Annotated in this window: 21 protein-coding genes; 11 read left to right on the top strand and 10 right to left on the bottom strand. The window is 63.8% G+C overall.

The window, feature by feature from the left end; translation table 11 throughout:
• Positions 1 to 29: 29 nt before the first annotated feature.
• From purE to Q0T48_RS04595, 4 genes are all read left to right on the top strand, one after another.
• Positions 30 to 533, top strand: a complete 504-nt coding sequence (gene purE / locus Q0T48_RS04610) for a 5-(carboxyamino)imidazole ribonucleotide mutase (RefSeq protein WP_295953066.1) — start codon at positions 30 to 32, stop codon at positions 531 to 533.
• The gene (locus tag Q0T48_RS04605) at positions 530 to 1,699 is read left to right on the top strand and encodes a 5-(carboxyamino)imidazole ribonucleotide synthase (protein WP_295953064.1); all 1,170 of its coding nucleotides are present in this window, start codon (positions 530 to 532) and stop codon (positions 1,697 to 1,699) included. Before purE ends, Q0T48_RS04605 begins: the two co-directional genes overlap by 4 nt.
• The gene (locus Q0T48_RS04600) at positions 1,699 to 2,700 is read left to right on the top strand and encodes an L-threonylcarbamoyladenylate synthase (protein WP_295953061.1); all 1,002 of its coding nucleotides are present in this window, start codon (positions 1,699 to 1,701) and stop codon (positions 2,698 to 2,700) included. The genes Q0T48_RS04605 and Q0T48_RS04600 overlap by 1 nt, the downstream gene beginning before the upstream one ends.
• Positions 2,701 to 2,775: 75 nt before the next feature.
• On the top strand, positions 2,776 to 3,762 hold the full coding sequence (locus tag Q0T48_RS04595) for an SGNH/GDSL hydrolase family protein (RefSeq protein WP_295953059.1): 987 nt from the start codon (positions 2,776 to 2,778) through the stop codon (positions 3,760 to 3,762).
• Between the two features lie 166 nt (positions 3,763 to 3,928).
• Here the strand turns inward: Q0T48_RS04595 and Q0T48_RS04590 are convergent, their stop codons facing one another.
• From Q0T48_RS04590 to dacB, 3 genes are all read right to left on the bottom strand, one after another.
• A complete protein-coding gene (locus Q0T48_RS04590) occupies positions 3,929 to 4,597 on the bottom strand; it encodes an OmpW family outer membrane protein (protein WP_295953056.1) in 669 nt (222 codons plus the stop codon).
• Positions 4,598 to 4,627: 30 nt separating this feature from the next.
• Complete coding sequence (locus Q0T48_RS04585; RefSeq protein WP_295953053.1) at positions 4,628 to 5,821, bottom strand: SGNH/GDSL hydrolase family protein; 1,194 nt, start codon at positions 5,819 to 5,821, stop codon at positions 4,628 to 4,630.
• Between the two features lie 113 nt (positions 5,822 to 5,934).
• Positions 5,935 to 7,386: a D-alanyl-D-alanine carboxypeptidase/D-alanyl-D-alanine-endopeptidase gene (gene dacB / locus Q0T48_RS04580; RefSeq protein WP_295953051.1), complete on the bottom strand. Its 1,452-nt coding sequence runs from the start codon at positions 7,384 to 7,386 to the stop codon at positions 5,935 to 5,937.
• Between the two features lie 81 nt (positions 7,387 to 7,467).
• Between dacB and tsaB the strand changes: the two genes are divergently transcribed.
• Genes tsaB through Q0T48_RS04565 form a run of 3 tightly spaced genes read left to right on the top strand, consistent with a single transcriptional unit; the run spans position 7,468 to position 9,370 of the window.
• A complete protein-coding gene (tsaB, locus tag Q0T48_RS04575; protein ID WP_295953048.1) occupies positions 7,468 to 8,169 on the top strand; it encodes a tRNA (adenosine(37)-N6)-threonylcarbamoyltransferase complex dimerization subunit type 1 TsaB in 702 nt (233 codons plus the stop codon).
• Positions 8,166 to 8,642 carry a ribosomal protein S18-alanine N-acetyltransferase gene (rimI, locus tag Q0T48_RS04570; RefSeq protein ID WP_295953044.1) on the top strand — a complete coding sequence of 159 codons (477 nt, stop codon included), beginning with the start codon at positions 8,166 to 8,168 and terminating at the stop codon, positions 8,640 to 8,642. The genes tsaB and rimI overlap by 4 nt, the downstream gene beginning before the upstream one ends.
• Positions 8,639 to 9,370, top strand: coding sequence for a uracil-DNA glycosylase (locus tag Q0T48_RS04565; RefSeq protein WP_366887929.1), 732 nt, complete (start codon positions 8,639 to 8,641; stop codon positions 9,368 to 9,370). Before rimI ends, Q0T48_RS04565 begins: the two co-directional genes overlap by 4 nt.
• On the opposite strand, the gene Q0T48_RS04560 is transcribed toward Q0T48_RS04565, so the two are convergent.
• The gene (locus Q0T48_RS04560) at positions 9,367 to 10,071 is read right to left on the bottom strand and encodes a glutathione S-transferase N-terminal domain-containing protein (protein ID WP_295953043.1); all 705 of its coding nucleotides are present in this window, start codon (positions 10,069 to 10,071) and stop codon (positions 9,367 to 9,369) included. The genes Q0T48_RS04565 and Q0T48_RS04560 overlap by 4 nt on opposite strands.
• A gap of 148 nt (positions 10,072 to 10,219) precedes the next feature.
• Positions 10,220 to 11,071 carry an oxidoreductase gene (locus Q0T48_RS04555; protein WP_295953041.1) on the bottom strand — a complete coding sequence of 284 codons (852 nt, stop codon included), beginning with the start codon at positions 11,069 to 11,071 and terminating at the stop codon, positions 10,220 to 10,222.
• A 118-nt stretch (positions 11,072 to 11,189) separates the two neighbouring features.
• Here Q0T48_RS04555 and Q0T48_RS04550 point away from each other — a divergent pair, with 118 nt between their 5' ends.
• Positions 11,190 to 12,149: a LysR family transcriptional regulator gene (locus Q0T48_RS04550; RefSeq protein ID WP_295953039.1), complete on the top strand. Its 960-nt coding sequence runs from the start codon at positions 11,190 to 11,192 to the stop codon at positions 12,147 to 12,149.
• Positions 12,150 to 12,161: 12 nt separating this feature from the next.
• On the opposite strand, the gene msrA is transcribed toward Q0T48_RS04550, so the two are convergent.
• A complete protein-coding gene (gene msrA, locus Q0T48_RS04545) occupies positions 12,162 to 12,839 on the bottom strand; it encodes a peptide-methionine (S)-S-oxide reductase MsrA (RefSeq protein ID WP_295953320.1) in 678 nt (225 codons plus the stop codon).
• Between the two features lie 263 nt (positions 12,840 to 13,102).
• On the opposite strand from msrA, the gene Q0T48_RS04540 reads away from it, so the two are divergent.
• Positions 13,103 to 13,345, top strand: coding sequence for a hypothetical protein (locus Q0T48_RS04540; protein ID WP_295953037.1), 243 nt, complete (start codon positions 13,103 to 13,105; stop codon positions 13,343 to 13,345).
• Positions 13,346 to 13,464: 119 nt separating this feature from the next.
• Here Q0T48_RS04540 and Q0T48_RS04535 read toward each other — a convergent pair whose 3' ends face one another.
• The 4 genes from Q0T48_RS04535 to Q0T48_RS04520 form a co-directional block, all read right to left on the bottom strand.
• A complete protein-coding gene (locus Q0T48_RS04535) occupies positions 13,465 to 14,016 on the bottom strand; it encodes a glycosyltransferase family A protein (protein ID WP_295953035.1) in 552 nt (183 codons plus the stop codon).
• Positions 14,017 to 14,386: 370 nt separating this feature from the next.
• Positions 14,387 to 14,893, bottom strand: coding sequence for a DUF1439 domain-containing protein (locus Q0T48_RS04530; protein WP_295953034.1), 507 nt, complete (start codon positions 14,891 to 14,893; stop codon positions 14,387 to 14,389).
• Between the two features lie 94 nt (positions 14,894 to 14,987).
• Positions 14,988 to 15,830, bottom strand: coding sequence for a transglutaminase family protein (locus Q0T48_RS04525; protein ID WP_295953032.1), 843 nt, complete (start codon positions 15,828 to 15,830; stop codon positions 14,988 to 14,990).
• A gap of 260 nt (positions 15,831 to 16,090) precedes the next feature.
• Positions 16,091 to 16,858, bottom strand: coding sequence for a tRNA-uridine aminocarboxypropyltransferase (locus Q0T48_RS04520; protein ID WP_295953030.1), 768 nt, complete (start codon positions 16,856 to 16,858; stop codon positions 16,091 to 16,093).
• Positions 16,859 to 17,235: 377 nt separating this feature from the next.
• Here Q0T48_RS04520 and Q0T48_RS04515 point away from each other — a divergent pair, with 377 nt between their 5' ends.
• Together Q0T48_RS04515 and Q0T48_RS04510 are read left to right on the top strand one after the other, a co-directional pair.
• The gene (locus Q0T48_RS04515) at positions 17,236 to 17,913 is read left to right on the top strand and encodes a dienelactone hydrolase family protein (protein WP_295953318.1); all 678 of its coding nucleotides are present in this window, start codon (positions 17,236 to 17,238) and stop codon (positions 17,911 to 17,913) included.
• A 23-nt stretch (positions 17,914 to 17,936) separates the two neighbouring features.
• Positions 17,937 to 18,194, top strand: coding sequence for a hypothetical protein (locus Q0T48_RS04510; protein ID WP_295953027.1), 258 nt, complete (start codon positions 17,937 to 17,939; stop codon positions 18,192 to 18,194).
• Positions 18,195 to 18,340: the final 146 nt, after the last annotated feature.

Here is an 18,340-nt window from a genome sequence, read left to right as displayed (position 1 = left end):
AAATTCAAGGTTAATCAGAACAAAGTCCTATGAACTCTATTCAAATTGGTGTGGTGATGGGCTCCAGCTCCGACTGGGACACCATGCAGCATGCGGTGCAGATTCTCCAACAGTTTGGCATTGCCCACGAAGCCCGGGTCGTATCGGCCCACCGCATGCCCGACGATATGTTTGCCTACGCCGAAGCCGCCGCCGGGCGCGGGCTCAAGGCCATCATCGCCGGAGCCGGTGGCGCGGCCCACCTGCCGGGCATGCTGGCCGCCAAAACCACGGTGCCGGTGCTGGGCGTGCCGGTGGGCACCAAGCACCTGAGCGGCGTGGATTCGCTGCACAGCATTGTGCAAATGCCCAAGGGCATACCAGTAGCCACGTTTGCCATTGGCAACGCGGGGGCGGCCAACGCCGCCCTGTTTGCCGTGGCCCTGCTGGCGAATGAGAACCCGGCCCTGCGCGCGCAGTTGGAAGCCTTCCGCGCCGCGCAGACCGAGGTAGCCCGCAACATGACCGTGCCGCCTGCACCGCCCGTGCTATGAGCGGCCCCATCCTTCCCGGAGCCACCTTGGGCGTGATGGGCGGCGGCCAACTGGGCCGGATGTTCATCCACGCGGCCCAGCGCATGGGCTATTTCACCGCCGTACTCGACCCGGACGCGGCCAGCCCGGCCGGGCGCGTCAGCCACCACCACATCGTTGCCGAATACCTGGACGCGCCAGGCCTGGGCCAGTTGGCCGAGACCTGCGACGCCATCACCACCGAGTTCGAGAACGTGCCGTCGTCCGCCCTGGCCCGCCTGGCGGTGTACACCACGGTGTCGCCTGCCGCGTCGGCCGTGGCCATCGCCCAGGACCGCGCGGCCGAGAAAGCCCACTTCTTGCGCTGCGGCGTACCCTGCGCGCCCTATGCGGTGATCGACACGCCGGAACAGTTAGCCGCCGTGGACGAAGCCTTGCTGCCCGGCATCTTGAAGACCACCCGCCTGGGCTACGACGGCAAGGGCCAGGCCCGCGTGGCCGACCGTGCCGCGCTGGCAGCGGCCTGGGCCGACATGAAGAATGTGCCCTGCGTGCTGGAGAAAATGCTGCCCCTGGCAGCCGAATGCTCGGTCATCGTGGCGCGCGGCGCCGACGGCCAGATGGTGCACCTGCCCATCCAGCGCAACCTGCACCGCGACGGCATTCTGGCCGTTACCGAGGTTCTCGAGTTTTATGAAGAAAATATGCCTGCAGCCCAGGTAGCATCTGCACTAGAAGCTGCGAAATCCATAGCAAACGGTTTGCAGTACGTGGGCGTGCTGTGCGTGGAGTTTTTTGTGCTGCAAGACGGCAGCCTGGTGGTCAACGAGATCGCCCCGCGCCCGCACAACAGCGGCCACGCCAGCATGGACTGCTGCGACGTGTCGCAATTTGAGCTGCAGGTGCGCACCCTCACCGGCCTGCCGCTGGTGCAGCCCCGCCAGCACAGCCCGGCCATCATGCTGAACCTGCTGGGCGACCTGTGGTTTTTGCGCTCCGCGCAAGCGGCCACGCCCCCTTGGGCCGAAGTGCTGGCCCTGCCCGGCGCACACCTGCACCTGTACGGCAAAGCCAGCGCCAGCAAGGGCCGCAAGATGGGCCACCTGACCCTTACCGGCCCCACCGCGTCCGCCGTGCGCGCCACCGCCCTGCAAGCCGCTGCGCTGCTCGGCATCGAGGCGTTCTGATGCTGCTCGACGGATTGGATCCCGCTGCCATCCGGCAAGCCGCCCAGGCACTGGCCGCAGGCGAGCTGCTGGGCCTGCCCACCGAGACGGTGTACGGGCTGGCGGCCGATGCGTCCAGCGATGCGGCGGTCGCCAAGATATTTACCGCCAAGGGCCGCCCCAGCGACCACCCGCTGATCGTGCATATCGCACCAAACGGGAATGGTGTACCCCATTTCGCGTCCGACGTGCCCGCCTTTGCCCAGGCGCTGATGACGGCCTTCTGGCCCGGCCCCTTGACGCTGATCCTGCCGCGCCGTCCCGGCGTGGGGGCGGCAGCGGCAGGCGGGCAAGACAGCATCGGCCTGCGCTGCCCGGCCCATCCCGTGGCGCAAGCGGTCTTGCAAGCCTGCGCCGCCTTGGGCGTAGCCGGGCTAGCCGCGCCCAGCGCCAACCAGTTTGGCCGCGTCAGCCCTACCACGGCGGCCCACGTGCAGTCGGAATTTGGTGAGGACCTGCTGGTATTGGATGGCGGACCCTGCACCATGGGCATTGAATCCACCATCGTGGACTGCACCCGTGGCGAGCCGGTGCTGCTGCGCCCCGGCAGCATTGGCCGCGACCAGATCGAAGCCGCCTGCGGCCAGCCGCTGCGCGACAAGGACGACGTGGCCAACGCCCCGCGCGCTTCGGGCACGCTGGAGGCGCATTACGCGCCCACCGCCAAGGTGCGGCTGATGACCGCCGCCGCGCTGCAAACCGCGCTGGACCTGCTGGGCACGGGCCTGGACGGCCAGGCGGTGACGATTGCCGTGTACGCCCGCCAAACGCTGCGCAGCCGCTCGGCCCAGGTGATTTGCAGACCCATGCCCCAGGATGCCGCCACCGCTGCCCAGGAGCTGTTTGCGGCCCTGCGCGACTTTGACACCCAGGGCGTGCGCCTGATCTGGATCGAGACCCCGCCCGACACGCCCGCATGGGAAGGCGTGCGCGACCGTTTGCAGCGCGCTTCGGTCGCGTAAAGAGGTCTTACGCTTCTTTACCCCGCACGGCTTTATTGCCTCGTTAAACTCACCCATCGTATTTTGGAGTTACCTATGACCGTTTTTAGCTTGCGCCGCGCCGTTTTAGGGCTAGCCTGCGCCTCGGCCGTCTTGCTGGCCGCCTGTGGTTCCAGCACCACCGAGTCAGCCCTGACACCAACCCGCATCATTGCGTTTGGCGATGCCTTCAGCGTGGTCACACCCGGTGCCAGCTACACGGTCAACGACACCGCCAGCGGTGTCATCACCACCTGGCTGGGGCAGTTTGCCAGCAGCTACGGCATCACCGCGACCCCGGTAGCCAGTGGCGGCTATGTGTACGCGCAGGGCAACGCCCGCATCAGCAACACGACCGACGCAGCCGGTAGCACCACCACCAAGACCGTGACGCAGCAGATCGACGCGTTTCTGGCCAGCGGTGTGGTGCTGGGCGACAACGATATCGTGACCATTAATGCAGGTATCAGCGACCTGGTGGTGGAGATGAATGCCGTCACGGCAGGCACCGAAACTTCGGACACGATGCTGGCCAACGCCACACAGTACGGCAAAGACCTGGGCGCGCAGGTACGCCGTCTGGTCGCCGCCGGTGGCAAGCACGTGGTGGTGGTGGGCCCGTACAACATGGGTGTCAGCCCCTGGGCTGCGTCGCTGAACCAGTCTGGCCTGCTGCAAAGCGCCACCGGCAAGCTCAACGATGCCATGCTGGTGTCTATCGTCGATCTGGGTGCCAACGTGCTCTATCTTGACGCTGCCTACTATTTCAACCTGGTGTCTGGCACTGACCACGCCAACTACGGTGTTGCCAATGTCACCGGCCTGGCATGCAGCTCGGTCGATAGCGGCGCGGGCATCGGCACCGGCACGGGGCAGGTCAACTCCTCGCGCTGCACCCCCAGCACCATCAACCCGGTCATCACTGCCAATTCGGCCGGCGTGACCTACGACCAGTACCTGTTTGCCGACAATCTGTACTTCACCCCGATTGCACAGCGCCTGTTTGGTTTGTATGCCTACAGCCGGGTGCATTTGCGCTGGTGAAATAGGGGCTACACACTGCCCCGGAAGCGGACCAAAGGACCGAGAACGCATGTTTCCGCCCCCCTGCAGGGGGCGATACCAGTGGCCTGGCAAAGCCAGCTCCACGGTATCTCTGGAATAAAAAAACCGACCCTTGGGTCGGTTTTTTGTTGGGCGCGTAGGTGGCTTAGAAGCGGTAGCCCACACTTACTGCCAAGGTCAGGGGGTTGAGCGTGACGTCGATGGTCTGGCCGGTGGAGAGTGTGCCTCGGGTTTTGAGGAAGGTCTTGACCACGGTGCCTTCGACGAACCAACGGTCGTTCAGGGCCACTGTCGCGCCCGCCTGGATGGACATGGCCAGCTTGGAATCCAGCTTCAGCGTGGTTGGGTCGCTGGAGGTGCCGCCGGCGATGGCCGTCAAGGTGGCGGTGCCGCGCTCTTTGTAGAACTTGGCATAGGTCAGGCCCGCGCCCAGGTAAGGGCGAAACTGGGCATTGGCTTCGCCAAAACGGTACTGGCCAAACAGCGACATGGGCAGCGACTTGGTTTCGCCAATTTTGCCGACCCCCTGGATGGCGCCGGCCCCGGTCAGGTTGTGCTTGAACGGCAAGGCCAAAGGAACATCCAGAGACCAGTTGTTGGTCAACATGTAAGTGATGCCGCCCGCCAGCCGGGTGTCGCCGTCGGAGTCGATCTGCGTGCCCGGTAGGCTGGAGGTCGTGAGGTTGCCGCTATCGACCTTGGGCGTGATGTTCATCACGCCGCCGCGCAGCATCCAGGTGCCTGCGGTTTGCGCTTGTGCGGTACCTGCGGCCAGCAAAAATACACAGGCCATGCCAATGGTGTTGAGTTTCATCGTGTGTCCTTAAAGGGCTTAAACCACTAATTAGAGCCAGCCAACTTTGGCCATTTGCTCGGCGACGTAGCGGTCTAGCAGCTTGTAGCCTGCCGGTGTGGGGTGCACGGTATCGGCGTAGAAATAGGTGCTGACATCCACACCGCTGAGGGTGTTGTTGACGGTGCAGGCCAGCGACGAGCCCCCCAGAATGTTGCCCGCCGGGTTGGTGGCACTGGCGGCGACGGTACTGCAAGCGGGCACGGTGACATTGGTAATGCCGTACTGTGCCGGGTTGTTGTACTGGTCTACACTCTGGGTGTAGGCATCCACCAGCAACAGACCCGAGGTGCCCGACAGCGCGGTTTTCAGGGTGCTGTTGAACGTGGTGACCATGCGGTTAAGCAGGGCCTGGGCGCCAGAGCCTTGGCCGAAAGGCGTGTTCTCGATGCTCGGAACGTTAACCACCACCACATGTTTGGCGCCTTTGCCGATCACCGATGCCTGGATGTAGCCTGCCAGCTCCAATGCGTCCTGGGCCGCGTGGGTCACGGCGGCGGTGGCTGCAGCGTTCACGGCTGCGGCTCCACCAGCGGCGACCGCGTTTTGTTCGGCAGTCGTCCAGCCCGCCAGCCTGGCGGCACCAACGGCTCCCGCCCCGCCCGCAGCAGCAGACGACACGGCATTGATATGCATGAACACATCATTGGCACCGGCCATCACTGTGACCAGCTCGGTGCCGGTGTAGTTGCCGTGCGCGGCCAAATGGGTGGAGAACTGGGTCACCAGCGGAACCGCCATCAGCCCGATATTGGTTTGGCCGGCGGCGACTTGCAAGGCGTAGCTATTGGGGCCTACCGGTGAGGTCACGCGCGAGCTGCCTTGGGCGTAGTTGGTGCAGTTGGCGTTAGGCGATACGGCCACCAGGGGAATCTGGGGGATGTTGGACAACAGACCCGTTTGTGCCGGGCAAGGCGCAGGCAAACTCACCTGACCCGCCAGCAGCTCGGTCCAGTTGACCGGGCCGGTGGTGGTGCCGTTGACGGTAAACCGGCCGCCACCCACAGCGGCAATGGTGCCCACCTTGTAGGTGCCCACATCGCTCAGGCTGTCGCCGAACGACACCATTGAGGTGTACGTCACTTTGGGCGTGGTGTCGCTACCGCCGCCACCGCAGGCCGACAAGACCAACGTGGCTGACACCGAAGCCACCAGCAGGGACATTTTTGTGGGAATCCAATACATCGCTCACTCCTGTAATAAAAAAGAACGGTCGTTCGTTTGTAACCCAAATGTTACGCGGGAGCATCCAAAATTCACAAAGGGTAACTACTAGGTGGCTCCGCTAAAAGTTAGGTTTACTGCTCCTTTACCGCCCATTCCACCAGCGCATCCAGCGCCGGGCGGGCGGCCGGTGCCAGTGGGTGGTTGACGATGCCCACCACCACGTAACGCTGGCCGCTGCGCCCGGTGGCATAGCCCGCCACCGAGGCCACATCGCGCAGCGTGCCGGTTTTGAGCTGGGCATTGCCCATGGATTCGGGCGCCAGGCCACGTTCGCGCATACGCTGGCCGGTGCCGTCCACCCCGGCGATGGACAACGAGTTGGCAAACACTGCGGCTTGGGGGTGGGCGGCGGCGCTGCGCAGCAACTGGCCCAGGGCGCGGGCACTGGTACGCTCGTCGCGGCTCAGGCCAGAGCCGTTTTCCAGCGTGGGCACGGGCACGTCGCGGCCAATGGCCTGGGGCCACCAAGCGGCCACGGCGGCGCGGGAGGCGGCAAATGTGCCAGGGCGGCTGGCTTGCAGGCCCAGCGTCAAAAACATCTGCTGCGCCATCATGTTGTTGCTGAACTTATTGACATCGGCAATCAGCTCGCCCAGCGGCTGCGAGGGTGCGTCCATCAGCCAGGTGGCATCGCTGGGCGTGCGGCCGTCGCGCATCACGCCGGTCAGCGTGCCGCCCAGGCCCAGGTACATGGCCTGCAGCACGCGGCGGGCGTAACTGGCGGGGTCGGTGTAGGCCACGGGCCAGACGCGTTCGCCGCATTTGACCGGGTAACTGCCGCCAAACTGCACCCGGTTCGGGTCGGCAAAGTCGGCCTGTAGCTCGCCGCGCCAGTCGTTGCAGCTTTTGGTGCTGAGTGGCACCTGCGCGTCGATCTGCACATCGGCAATCGGTGGCTCACTGCGGATGCGGACGATGCCGCTGTCGGGTTCAGGGGTGAAGGTGAAGATCAGCGACTTGAAGTTGACCAGCAGGCCGTCGGGTGCGCTGTTGTAGGGGCTGAGCGCCTGGCCGTCGAATTCGGCCGGGTCGCGGGTTACGGGGTCAAAAATATGGTGGTCCAGCACGATGTCGCCACGCACTTTTTGCACGCCCCGGGTTTGCAGCGCGGCAAAGGTGGCGGCAATGCGCTCCAGCACCAGCTTGGGGTCGCCGCCGCCCTGGATGTACAAGTTACCCAGCAGCACGCCATCCTTGAGCGGGCCATCGGCGTAGAAGCGGGTTTTCCAGGTGTAGTCGGCCCCCAGCGTGTCCAACGCGGCAAAGGTGGTGACCAGCTTCATGACCGAGGCCGGGTTTACCAGCGCGCTGGCCCGGTGGCTCAGGCGCGGCAGGCCCAGGCCGTCGGCCCGCGCCACATACAGGCTCACAGCATCTTGTGGCACCTTGGCCCGGGCCAGGGCGTTGGCAATGTCGGGCGGCAGGCGCTGGGCCAAGGCCACGGTGGCTACGGTGGACAGGGCCCACAAAGCAACAGCGCCCAGGCTGCGCCAAAATCGGGGGGAGTGTGTGGAATGTGTCATAGGTTGTCAGCTATAGAAATAATAGCTGATTGCGCAAGATAATCATGCGCTAACTGCTCTTTTCTTGTGTAAATTGCCCCTATGAATCTTCTTGCCTTCGACACCAGCACCGACACCCTGTCCATCGCCGCCACCGATGGCGCGCAGGTGTGGCAGCACGCCGGGCCGGGCGGGGCGCAGGCATCCAGCACGCTGATTCCGGCGATCCTGGCGCTGCTGGCGCAGGCCGGACTGCGGCTGGACCAGCTGGAAGCCATCGCCTTTGGCAGCGGCCCCGGCTCTTTCACCGGGCTGCGTACCGCGTGTTCGGTGGCGCAAGGTCTGGCGTTCGGGGCAAACCTGCCGGTGCTGCCCATCGACACCTTGATGGCCGTGGCTGAAGAGGCCCGCCACCAACACGGCGTGCAAAGCGTGCAAGCCCTGCTGGACGCGCGCATGGACGAGGTCTACACCGGCTTTTATAGCTACCACAATGGCCAGTGGGCGCAGCGCGACGATTTCCAGCTGCTGCGGCCCGAGCATCTGCAACACAAGGCGGGCTGGGCGCAGGCGGGCAATCCATTCACCGTGTACTTGGACCGCATTCCGGCCTCTGACGGCATCCGCGTCATCGCCCTGCCCACCGCCACAGCCATGCTGCGCCTGGCCCCGGCCTTGCTGGCCGCCGGTGGGGCCGTGCCCGCCGACCAGGCCCTGCCGCGCTACATCCGCGACAAAGTAGCCAAAACCACCGACGAGCGCATGGCTGAAAAAGCGGCACTGGCCGCCGCACTGCGGCCATGAGCGCCCTGCTGGCCCCGCCCGATGCGTCCGAGGTGCGCTTCGAGACGCTCACCCCGGACTGGCTGGATGCGATGATGCCGGTCGAGCTGGCGGCCTACGCCCACCCCTGGTCGCGCACCAACTTCCTTGACGCACTGGCCGCGGGCTACCAGGCGCAGATTCTGCTGGCCGACGACACCGTGCTGGGCTACTTTGTGGCCATGCAGGGCGTGGACGAGGTGCACCTGCTCAACATCACCGTCGACCCCGCCTACCAGGGCCAGGGCTGGTCGCACCTGATGCTGGACGCGCTGGCCCTGTGGTCGCGCGGCCAAAAAGCCCAGTGGCTGTGGCTAGAAGCCCGCGTGGGCAACACCCGGGCGCTGCACGTGTACACCCGCTACGGCTTCAACCGCGTCGGCATGCGCAAAGACTACTACCCCAACGGCCCCGGCCAGCGCGAACACGCCATCGTTATGAGCATGCCCCTATGAGCCTGGACCTGGATACCCGCCAGCGCGCCATGCTGGCCGAAATGCACAGCCCCGTGTGGTGGCCTCAAGCGCAGCCTGAAGCGGTGGTCGTGGCTGCGCCCGCGCCGCAAAAATCCGCCCCGCAAAGCATTGCCCAGGTGTTGGCAAAAACTCCCGAATTGATAGCTACTAGTGCAGACACACCAAGCGCCAGAGCCTTAAAAAATACTGAAAACACCGCCACGCTAGACTGGCCCGCTGCCCAGGCCAGCGTGTGGCTGAACGCCGCCGCCGGTGGCCCGGTCGACTGGCTGGTGCTAGGCGAGACACTGGGCATTGCCGACGACCCGGCCCGCCCCTTTGGCGTGCCCGAAGCCCAGTTGCTGGGCAATATGCTGCACGCGGTGGGCATCACCCCGGCGCACAAAGACGGCGCACCCTCTGCCTGCATCACCAGCGTGCAAAAACTGCGTTTGACTGACAGCGCCGATCCGATTGCCGACAGCGCACCGCACCTGCGCCGTGCCGTGGCCCTGCTACAGCCCAAGGTGATCTTGGCGCTGGGCCCGTTTGCGGCCCAATTGCTGTTGCAAGACAGCACTCCGCTGGGCCAGATGCGCGGCCGCGTGCACCGCTACCACGGCGTGCCAGTGGTGGTCAGCTACCACCCCGCCACCCTGCTGCGCAACCGCCCGGAGAAAGCTAAAGCCTGGGCGGACCTATGCCTGGCCCTGAGCGTTTTAAATTAGCCGCGGGCCGGAATCGCCAGCCCCTTGACTACCGCAGGCCGCTCCACAAAGGCCGCCAGCACCCGCGCCACCTCGGGGAAGTCCGCAAAACCCACCAGATCCCCCGCGCCGTAAAAGCCGATCAGGTTGCGCACCCACGGGAAGATAGCGATGTCGGCAATGCTGTAGGCATCACCCATCACCCAAGCCCGCCCCTGCAGACGCTGGTTCAGCACACCCAGCAGGCGCTTGGACTCGGCCACATAGCGGTCACGCGGGCGTTTGTCTTCGATGTCCTTGCCCGCAAACTTATGGAAGAAGCCCAGTTGCCCAAACATCGGGCCGATGCCGCCCATCTGGAACATTACCCACTGGATGCACTCGTAGCGACCCGCCGCGTCTTGCGGAATGCACTGGCCGGTTTTTTCCGCCAGATAGAGCAGGATCGCGCCGGACTCAAACAGCGCCAGTGGCTGGCCGCCGGGGCCGTTCGGGTCCAGGATGGCCGGGATCTTGTTGTTGGGGTTCAGTGCCAGGAACGCGGGCGATAGCTGGTCGTTGGTCTCAAAGCTGACCAGGTGCGGCTCATACGGCAGGCCAATTTCTTCCAGCAGGATGGACACCTTCACGCCGTTGGGCGTGGGCAGGGAGTAGAGCTGCAGGCGCTCGGGGTGCTGGGCGGGCCATTTCTGGGCGATGGGGTGGCTGGCGATACCGGTCATGGAGATTCCTTGGGGAGTGGACGGAGTGCGTGGGGCATTTTGACCGCAAGCCGGCTTGCCTGCATTTCACACACAAAAAGGCTTCTTGCGCATACAGAGCATACGCCAAATGCTCTTAATTTAAGAGCAAACCGGCGGCTGCTTGGCTTTACCAGGGGAAATCGGTGGAGGCCGCCAAGGCCTGCCACTGCATGGTTTCGCGCTCGACGAACGCATGTTTGTCGGCAATCACCTGCAGCGTGTCGCTGCCCAGCGGCAGGCGCAGCGGCGGTGTGGGGCTGGCCACCAGTTGCATCACGGCCTGGGCCAGCCGCACGGGGTCGCCCGGCTGGTTCAGGCTGATCTGCTTGGCGGCCTGGCGCACTGCGCCGGCAGTGGTGGCGTAGTCGTCCAGGATGCGCGGCGAGACCGACAGCGAAGCGCTTTCCAGGAACTCGGTGCGGAAGTAGCCGGGCTCGACCACCGTGGCGTGGATGCCCAGTGGCGCCAGCTCGCCATGCAGGGCTTCGGTCAGACCTTCCACTGCGAACTTGCTTGCGCAGTAGACGCCAAAGCCCGGGCCCGACTGGTAGCCGCCCAGCGACGAGATGTTGATCACATGGCCGGCACGGCGCTCGCGCATAACCGGCAGCACGGCACGTGCCACGTTCAGCAGGCCGAACACATTGGTCTCAAACAGGCGGCGTACCTCGTCGGCCGTGGCTTCCTCTACCGCGCCGAGCAGGCCGTAGCCGGCATTGTTGACCAGCACGTCGATACGGCCAAAGCGGGCCAGCGCGGCCTCTACGGCGCGTGCGGTCTGGGCCTCGTCGGTCACATCCATGCCCAAGGCCAGCAGGGCTTCGCTGTGGCCAAAGCGCTGCTGCACGGCAGCGGCATCGCGGGCCGTGGCGACCACAGCGTCGCCCTGGGCCAGGGCGGCTTCGGCAATCCGCGCACCAAGGCCGCGCGATGCGCCGGTGATCATCCAGATGCGGGGGAAGGAAGAGGTGGAGGTCATGTTGAAGTCCTGAAAATGTTGCGGTAGGGCAATGTAGTTTTTGCACCCGCATCCGAATAGCCAGCAATCACTGGCTTCATAATCACGAAATTCTTGACAATCCGCCCCCATAAAACCCATGGCCATCAACGAATTGCGCGCTATTGCCACCTTCGTCAAAGCTGCCGAGCTGGGCAGCCTGCGCCAGGCCGCCACGGCGCAAGGCATCAGCCCGCAGGCCGCCAGCCAGGCGCTGGTGCAGCTGGAGCAGCACCTGGGCATACGCCTGTTCCACCGCACCACCCGCAGCCTCAGCCTGACCGAAGAGGGCGCACAATTTCTGCAGGCTGCCCAGCCCGGCCTGTCGACCCTGCAGCGCGCACTGCACGGTGCACGCCATGGCCGCGAAGAGATCGCCGGGCCGCTGCGCATCGTGGCGCCGCGCTCCATCATGCTGGAGGTGCTGTGGCCGGTGCTGGAGGAATACTGCCGCCGCTATCCGCAGATCGAGCCCAATGTGCAGATGGACGACCGCATCAGCAACTGGGTGGAAGACCGGGTCGATGTGGGCTTCCGCGCCGGCCCGCCGCCCGAAGGCGGCATCATTTCGCGCCGGCTCATGCCCTTGCAGCTGGTGGTCTGCGCGGCGCCCGCCTACATCGCCGAGCATGGCGCTCCGACCACGATAGACGCGCTGGCCCAGCACCGCTGCAGCGGCTTTAGACACGCCAGCACTGGCAAAGCCATGCCCTGGGAGTTCAAGGTGGGGGAAGAGATCGTGGCCCGCCACATCGCGTCGGCGCTACTCACCAACGATGTGGAGCTGGAAGCCCGCGCGGTGCTGGCCGGCCAGGCGATTGGCCAGCTGGTCGGCGTCACGGCCGCACCGCTGGTGCGCACCGGGCGGCTGGTGCCCTTGCTCACCGCCCATGTGGCCGACCATCAGGGTCTGCACGTGTACTACGGCAGCCACAGCGCCCAACCGGCGCGGGTGCGCGCGTTTATTGATCTGGCGGTGGAGCGGCTGGTGGGCAATCCGCAGTTTGTGTTGCAGCCGCACGAGCTGGCACCGGCCAAAGCCCGGCGTACAACCGGCTGACCGTCGGCGTACTTAGTTCGCCACCAACACCGGCTGCTCGCGGTACACCTTGGGCATCATGGCCTTGAGGTTGGCGATCTTGGGCAGGTCAAACTGGGCTATGTACTGCGCGTCAGGGTGCAGGGTGGCGTAGTTTTGGTGGTACTTCTCGGCGGGGTAAAAGGCCGTGAGGGCACCGAGCTGGGTGACGATCTTGGCCGGGAATACCTTGGCCGCGTTCAGCTCGGCGATGTAGCGCTCAGTTACCTGCTTTTGGCCCGGCGTGGTGGTGAACACGGCCGACCGGTACTGCGTGCCCACGTCGGGGTACTGGCGGTTCAGCTGGGTCGGGTCGTGGGCCACCGAGAAGTAGATTTGCAGCAGTTGCGCGTAGCTCACGACCTTCGGGTCAAAGCGCACCTGCACTGCCTCGGCATGGCCGGTGCCGCCACCGCTGACGGTTTCGTAATCGGCATCGCCCTTTTTGCCCCCGGCGTAGCCCGACACCGCCTCCAGCACACCGTTGGTGTGCTGGAACACGGCCTGGATGCCCCAGAAGCAGCCCCCGGCAAACACCACGGTCTCGCTGGCCTGCGTGCCAGGCACGACACCCGCCAGGGCCTGTGCCGACGGGGCCGGAATAGGCACCGCCTTTTCGGCCACCGCGTTCGGGCTCCAGTACAGCGCCGCGACCACCACGGCACCCGCCATCAGCAGCAGGTTCATTTTGTTCATGGAGAAGCGGGGAGTGGAAGAGCTAGGGGTGCGTGTCATGGTGTGTGTCCTTGGGTGGGCTGAGGTAGATTGGTCGGCCCACGGCCCCAAACCTTACAGCAGTGTTCTGCGCACCTGAGCGCTGCAAAAATAAATCGCCCCGCATGTAAGGTTTTTACGGCCTAGCCGACCAAAGCTTACAAGCAGTGGCCACACTGTGGCAGCGCTTGGAATACAACCCACAACCTCTAGGAAACACCATGCATAAGTTCACCGCAACCCTGATCACCGTCTGCATGCTGGCTGCCACTGCCGGTGCCATGGCCGAAGACGGCATGATGAAGAAAGACGAAATGATGAAAAAAAGCGGCATGGCTAAAGACACCATGGTCAAAAAACACACCATGAAAAAGCACGCCATGGTCAAGAAGGACACCATGATGAAGAAAGACGACGCGATGATGAAAAAGGACGACATGGCCGCCGATGCCATGAAGAAGTAACCGCTATCCACCGCTTGGAGCGCCTCTGCGCGCACTGGATGCATGCACGTCATCAATCTTGGCCAGAGACCCTAACCAAGTCTGCTGGTGGTGGCCGCATCACGGCAGATACACCACTGCTAGTTGTGCACCATCAATATTTTGTAAATCTTGCCCATCCGCAATGCCGCACCGGGCCGCGCAATGATGTGTTCCATATACAGGGCATCTGCGTCAAGTTCGGTGCCACGAAATCCCACCTGCTGGGCGATAGCGGTTTTCACCAAGAATGCCCCGATATCAATGTACTGCCGTAGGGGGTAAATAGGAAAACTGCAATAAGACGGCTGCCGCACGTCGCCTGGACACGTATGGCTGTGCACGATGTCCCACATCACCAAATCCAGTTTTTGGGCGTCAATAGCCTCAAAAACAAACTCAACACACCGGGGGGCATAGTAATTATCGCCATTGGTGATAAGAACAAACTCCCCCTTAGCCTGCCCAATACCCATATCGCGCAGGGTATGACCGTAGTCGTTATACCGTGTCTCGGTTTCGATATACCGGTATTTTCCGGGTTCCTCGGCACTGTATCTGTCCACGACACGCTGGGTGTCCTCGTCCGCCCCGTCGTGTATGACGATGACATCAAAATTCTGCAATGTCTGGCAGCGCAAACTGCCCAGCAAACACTCTAAGGGTTTGGACTATTTGTAGGTGACGACCACAATCGTCAGTCGGTGGTCCGCCGTTTTATTTTTACTCCAACGTTCCGATTGGTCCGAGCGTAGCCACCGAAAGCTGAAAAACTTTATCTGGTTGCTATATACCAAAAGAAAATAACGGGCCAAAACCCAAAAAATAGCGGCATCGAACACCCGATAGATAAAGTGCCGCGCCTTGCTTAAAACTACAAATAAAAAAATATACAGCTTTTGAAATCTATTGAGACCCATCATTACCACACCCTATTCATTAAATTCAACCAACAAACACCTTGGTCGGCTGGATAACAGCGACTTCGGGCGCAGGGCCTAGGGGTTTGGACGGGTAGCCCGCTTACAGCGGCTTATTCACAAACCCGACCACCAGCCCCTTGTCCGTCACGGTGATGCTACCCGGCTGCAGGCCCATGGTATCGGGCAGAGCCAGGTCTTGGGGGCTGAGTTGGTGCAGCACCACTTCTTGCAAAGCCTGTTCGGCCAGGGCCGGGCCGTAGGTATTCAGCAACTCCACCACGGCGGGCTGCAGGCTGGGGAATTGCAGGTTTTGGAAGTGCAACTGGACAGCGCGCACCGTGCGGTCGCTGGGTTCGTAACGCAGGGCAAAGTCCACCGTGACATTGCCGCTGTGGCTGCGCCGCAGGGCTGGGCCTGCGGCTTTGACGGCCATCTCGGCGGCCAGTCGGTTTTGTGCGGGCAGCAGGCGCAGGCGCGGAGCCTGCACGTCCAGGTCCATCAAGCCCTGCACCGGGTAGCGCAAGGGGAAGCGCTGGGCCGCGGCCTGCTGCAACTGCGCGGCAGAGATGGTGTAGCCGGGCTGGGCCTGGGCAGCTAGTGCCAACATGGATGTGCCGAGAAGCAGCCAGCGGCCCGTAGCACTCAAAAAAAGTCTGCGCTGCATCGTTACCCCCGGTTGAGGGCCGCATTGTGCGCTTGGTTTAAACCGTGAAGATGGCATTGCCGTAGGCATCCACCTCGTAGGTTGTCACGTTGAACTTTTGCAGCGTGTTTTGCCCAAAAGCCATGGTGATCGGCACGTCGCCCGCGTCGCGGCCCCGGGCCATCACCACGCGGCCGATGCGCGGCGTGTTGTGGCGCGCGTCAAAGGTGTACCAGCGGTCGCCCAGAAACACCTCGAACCAGGCGCTGAAATCCATCGGGTAGCGCACCGGCGGAATGCCAATGTCGCCCAGGTAGCCGGTGCAGTAGCGGGCCGGAATATTCATGCAGCGGCACAGCGTGACGGCCAGGTGGGTGTAGTCGCGGCACACGCCCGTGCCCTCGCGCCAGCCCTCCACGGCGGTGCGGGTGGCGCGGGCGGCCATGTAGTCGAAGCGGATGTGGTTGTGCACAAAGTCGCAAATCGCCTGCACCCGCGCCCAGCCCAGCGGCGTGGTGCCAAACTGGTTCCAGGCGAATTGCAGCAGCTCGCTGTCTACCTCGCAGTAGCGGCTGGGCAGCAGGTACATCAGTGTGGACGACGGCAGCACCGTGGGGTCGTGCTGCCAGGCACCCCAGTTCACCTCATCGGGCAGGCCGGAGTCGCGCACGATGGCTTCGCTGCGGAACCCCACCTGCGTCACGCCTGCGGGCGCGTTCACCCGGCTGCACAGGTTGCCAAAAGCATCAAAGTATTCTTCCACCGCCAGGCCCGGCAGCACCTCCACACACTGCGGTGCCAGCAGATCGCCGCGCCGCGAGGGGTGCACGTGCAGCAGGTGGATAAGCGCCATCGGGGAAGCGATGGCGAGCTCGATGTCGAAACCGATTTTGATGAACATGGGGAGCCCGGTCAGAAGTCAGAGGGAAGATGGATTGCGGCCTCAAAAAATTCAAAGCCATACCACCCACTGTGCCGGGATGCGCTACCCCAAAGTAGCGGCCGGGGGCCCGTAGCCGTATCAGAGAGTAACCGCTATCGTGCCGGACAACGCCTACGCAAGTTGCAAGCCATGCCTGCAGGCACTATGCCCCCGATATAAACAAAAACAGCCTCTAGCATAGGCAGAACCTACGTCATCCGCTATTATTTTCGAAGCAATTAGTCGGCACACACGTGCCGCAGGCCGCGCAAGCGCTGGTGCGCCGCGTTGTCCGCATCGGCAGACAACTGCTGTTTGGCCTGCAGGTAGCGGTGGGTGAAGACATCCAGATACGCCTCCAGCGCCTGCGCGGCCTGCGGCTCGTTGGCCAGCTCCAGGCACAGGGCGGCCACCTCGGAGGTGCAAAAGTGGTCGTCGCGCCGCGACCGGCGCAGCTTGTAGTGCGAGATGCGGTCGGGCTGCAGGCTCAGCACCGGCAGCCGGTCAAGGTACGGGCTTTTGCGGAACATCTTGCGCGCCTCGGGCCAGGTGGCGTCCAGCAGCACAAACAGCGGGCGCTTGGCTTCGGCATCGGCGGGCAGCAGCTCCGTCACCACCCGCTCGGGGGCGACAAACTCACCGGGGAACACCACATACGGTTGCCACTGCGGGTCGGCCAGCAGGGCCAGCAAACCCAGGTCCACCGCGGTGCGGGCCCAGCCAAAGGCCCAGGTATCGGCCACCACGTCGGCAATCAGCCAACCGGTGTTGCTGGGTTTGAGCGGCTCGATATCGGCCATCAGCAGGCACACCCCGGCCTGGCCCGGATGCCGGGGCAGCACCGGGCGCAGCGCGCACATGCAGTGACTGGGCACCAGGCGGCAACCCGCGCAGCGCGCCAGCTTTGAGCCGCCCCGGGCCAAAAAAGGCTTGGCACTGCGCGCGAGCCGGGCGGTGCGCAGGCGGGCGACCGCGTGGGGTGGGGCAAGGGGCGTGGCGTGGGGCAAGGGGCGTGGCGTGGGGCATGGCGGTATTGTCTCTGCGGTGAATGGGCCAAGCTAACTGGATGAGCGCGGGTGCACGGCCCTAGTGCTCAGGCCATACGGCTCAGAATTTGAGCCGTATTTGTAAATTGGCGGCTCAGCAACCCGCCTACCAGTTTTAAAGAAAATCGGGCTCTAGCGCAGACAATATTTACGCTAGCAGCTATTAAAAAAATAGCAACTCACTTTGCAAACCCGTGCGATGCGCCGCCATGGCAGCCGCCCGGCGAGCGCAAGCCCTACCACCGAGCCCACACCCAATCCCCCACACCACCCTCGGCCATGCGTTCTGACCACAATACTGCGCATCCCCTAACCAACAAGGAGCAACGATGGGAACCATGGTGAATTTCGCACGGCCCGATGGCAAAAGCGTGCAGGGCTATCTGGCCGAGCCAGCCGCAAGCAATGCCCCGGCCATCGTGGTCATCCAGGAATGGTGGGGCCTGAACGACCAGATCAAGGGCGTGGCAGACCGCCTGGCCAGTGCCGGTTTCCAGGCCCTGGTGCCCGACCTGTACCGCGGCAAAGCCACCGTAGCGCAGGAAGAAGCCCACCACCTCATGACCGGCCTGGACTTTGGCGATGCTGCCAGCCAGGACATCCGCGGTGCGCTGCAGTTCCTGAAGGCCCGCGCACCCAAGGTGGGCCTCACCGGCTTCTGCATGGGCGGCGCACTCACCCTGCTGGCCGCCCAGGCGCCTGAGCTGGATGCCGCCGTCGTCTGGTACGGCTGCCCGCCGCTGGAATACATCGACACCAGCCAAATCAAGATCCCCCTGCAAGGCCACTGGGCCACGCAGGACGAGTTCTTCAAGATCGACACCGTGGCCGCGCTGGAAGAAAAGCTGAAGGCCGCGGGCGTGGGCTTCGAGTTCCACCGCTACCTGGCCCACCACGCCTTCGCCAATGAAGAAGCCGTCGGCCCCGGCCGCATTGCAGCCACGCAATACGACCCCGTGTGGGCGCAGCAGGCTTGGGACCGGGCGCTGCGGTTCTTTGGCAAGCACCTGGGCTGATTGGGGCCCGAAGCCCCCGTGGAATGTTCACTACCCGCCATCAATTCATGGGCCAACCAGCACACCACACGTTCGAGGCGCCTGAGCAGCTCCACGCGTGGCTGCGGGTAAACCACGCCAGCGAGACTGAGCTGTGGGTGCGCATCTTCAAAAAGGCCACCGGCCAGCCCAGCGTGACGTTGGACGACTGCGTGGTGGCCGCCATCACGTGGGGCTGGATCGACGGGCTGCGCAAAGCCTTGGACGACACCTCGTTCGAGGGTGTCCCGAATTTTGTGTAAACGGCGGTTAAGGCAATGCTGAACAAGGCCATTCAAAATGGCTCTTCCGGGGTACTGATAACAAGAATGCGCCGAATCCGGCCAAAACGAGTCGTTTTCTAACCCCTTGGGGCTAGGTTCGCGGGCCTTTGGGCCCACTTTGCGCC

Origin of the sequence: Rhodoferax sp., assembly GCF_025354435.1 — a bacterium.
Classification (GTDB): domain Bacteria; phylum Pseudomonadota; class Gammaproteobacteria; order Burkholderiales; family Burkholderiaceae_C; genus Rhodoferax_B.
The sequence above is the reverse complement of the archived record's forward strand: the minus strand, read 5'-3'. Positions and strand labels throughout refer to the sequence as shown.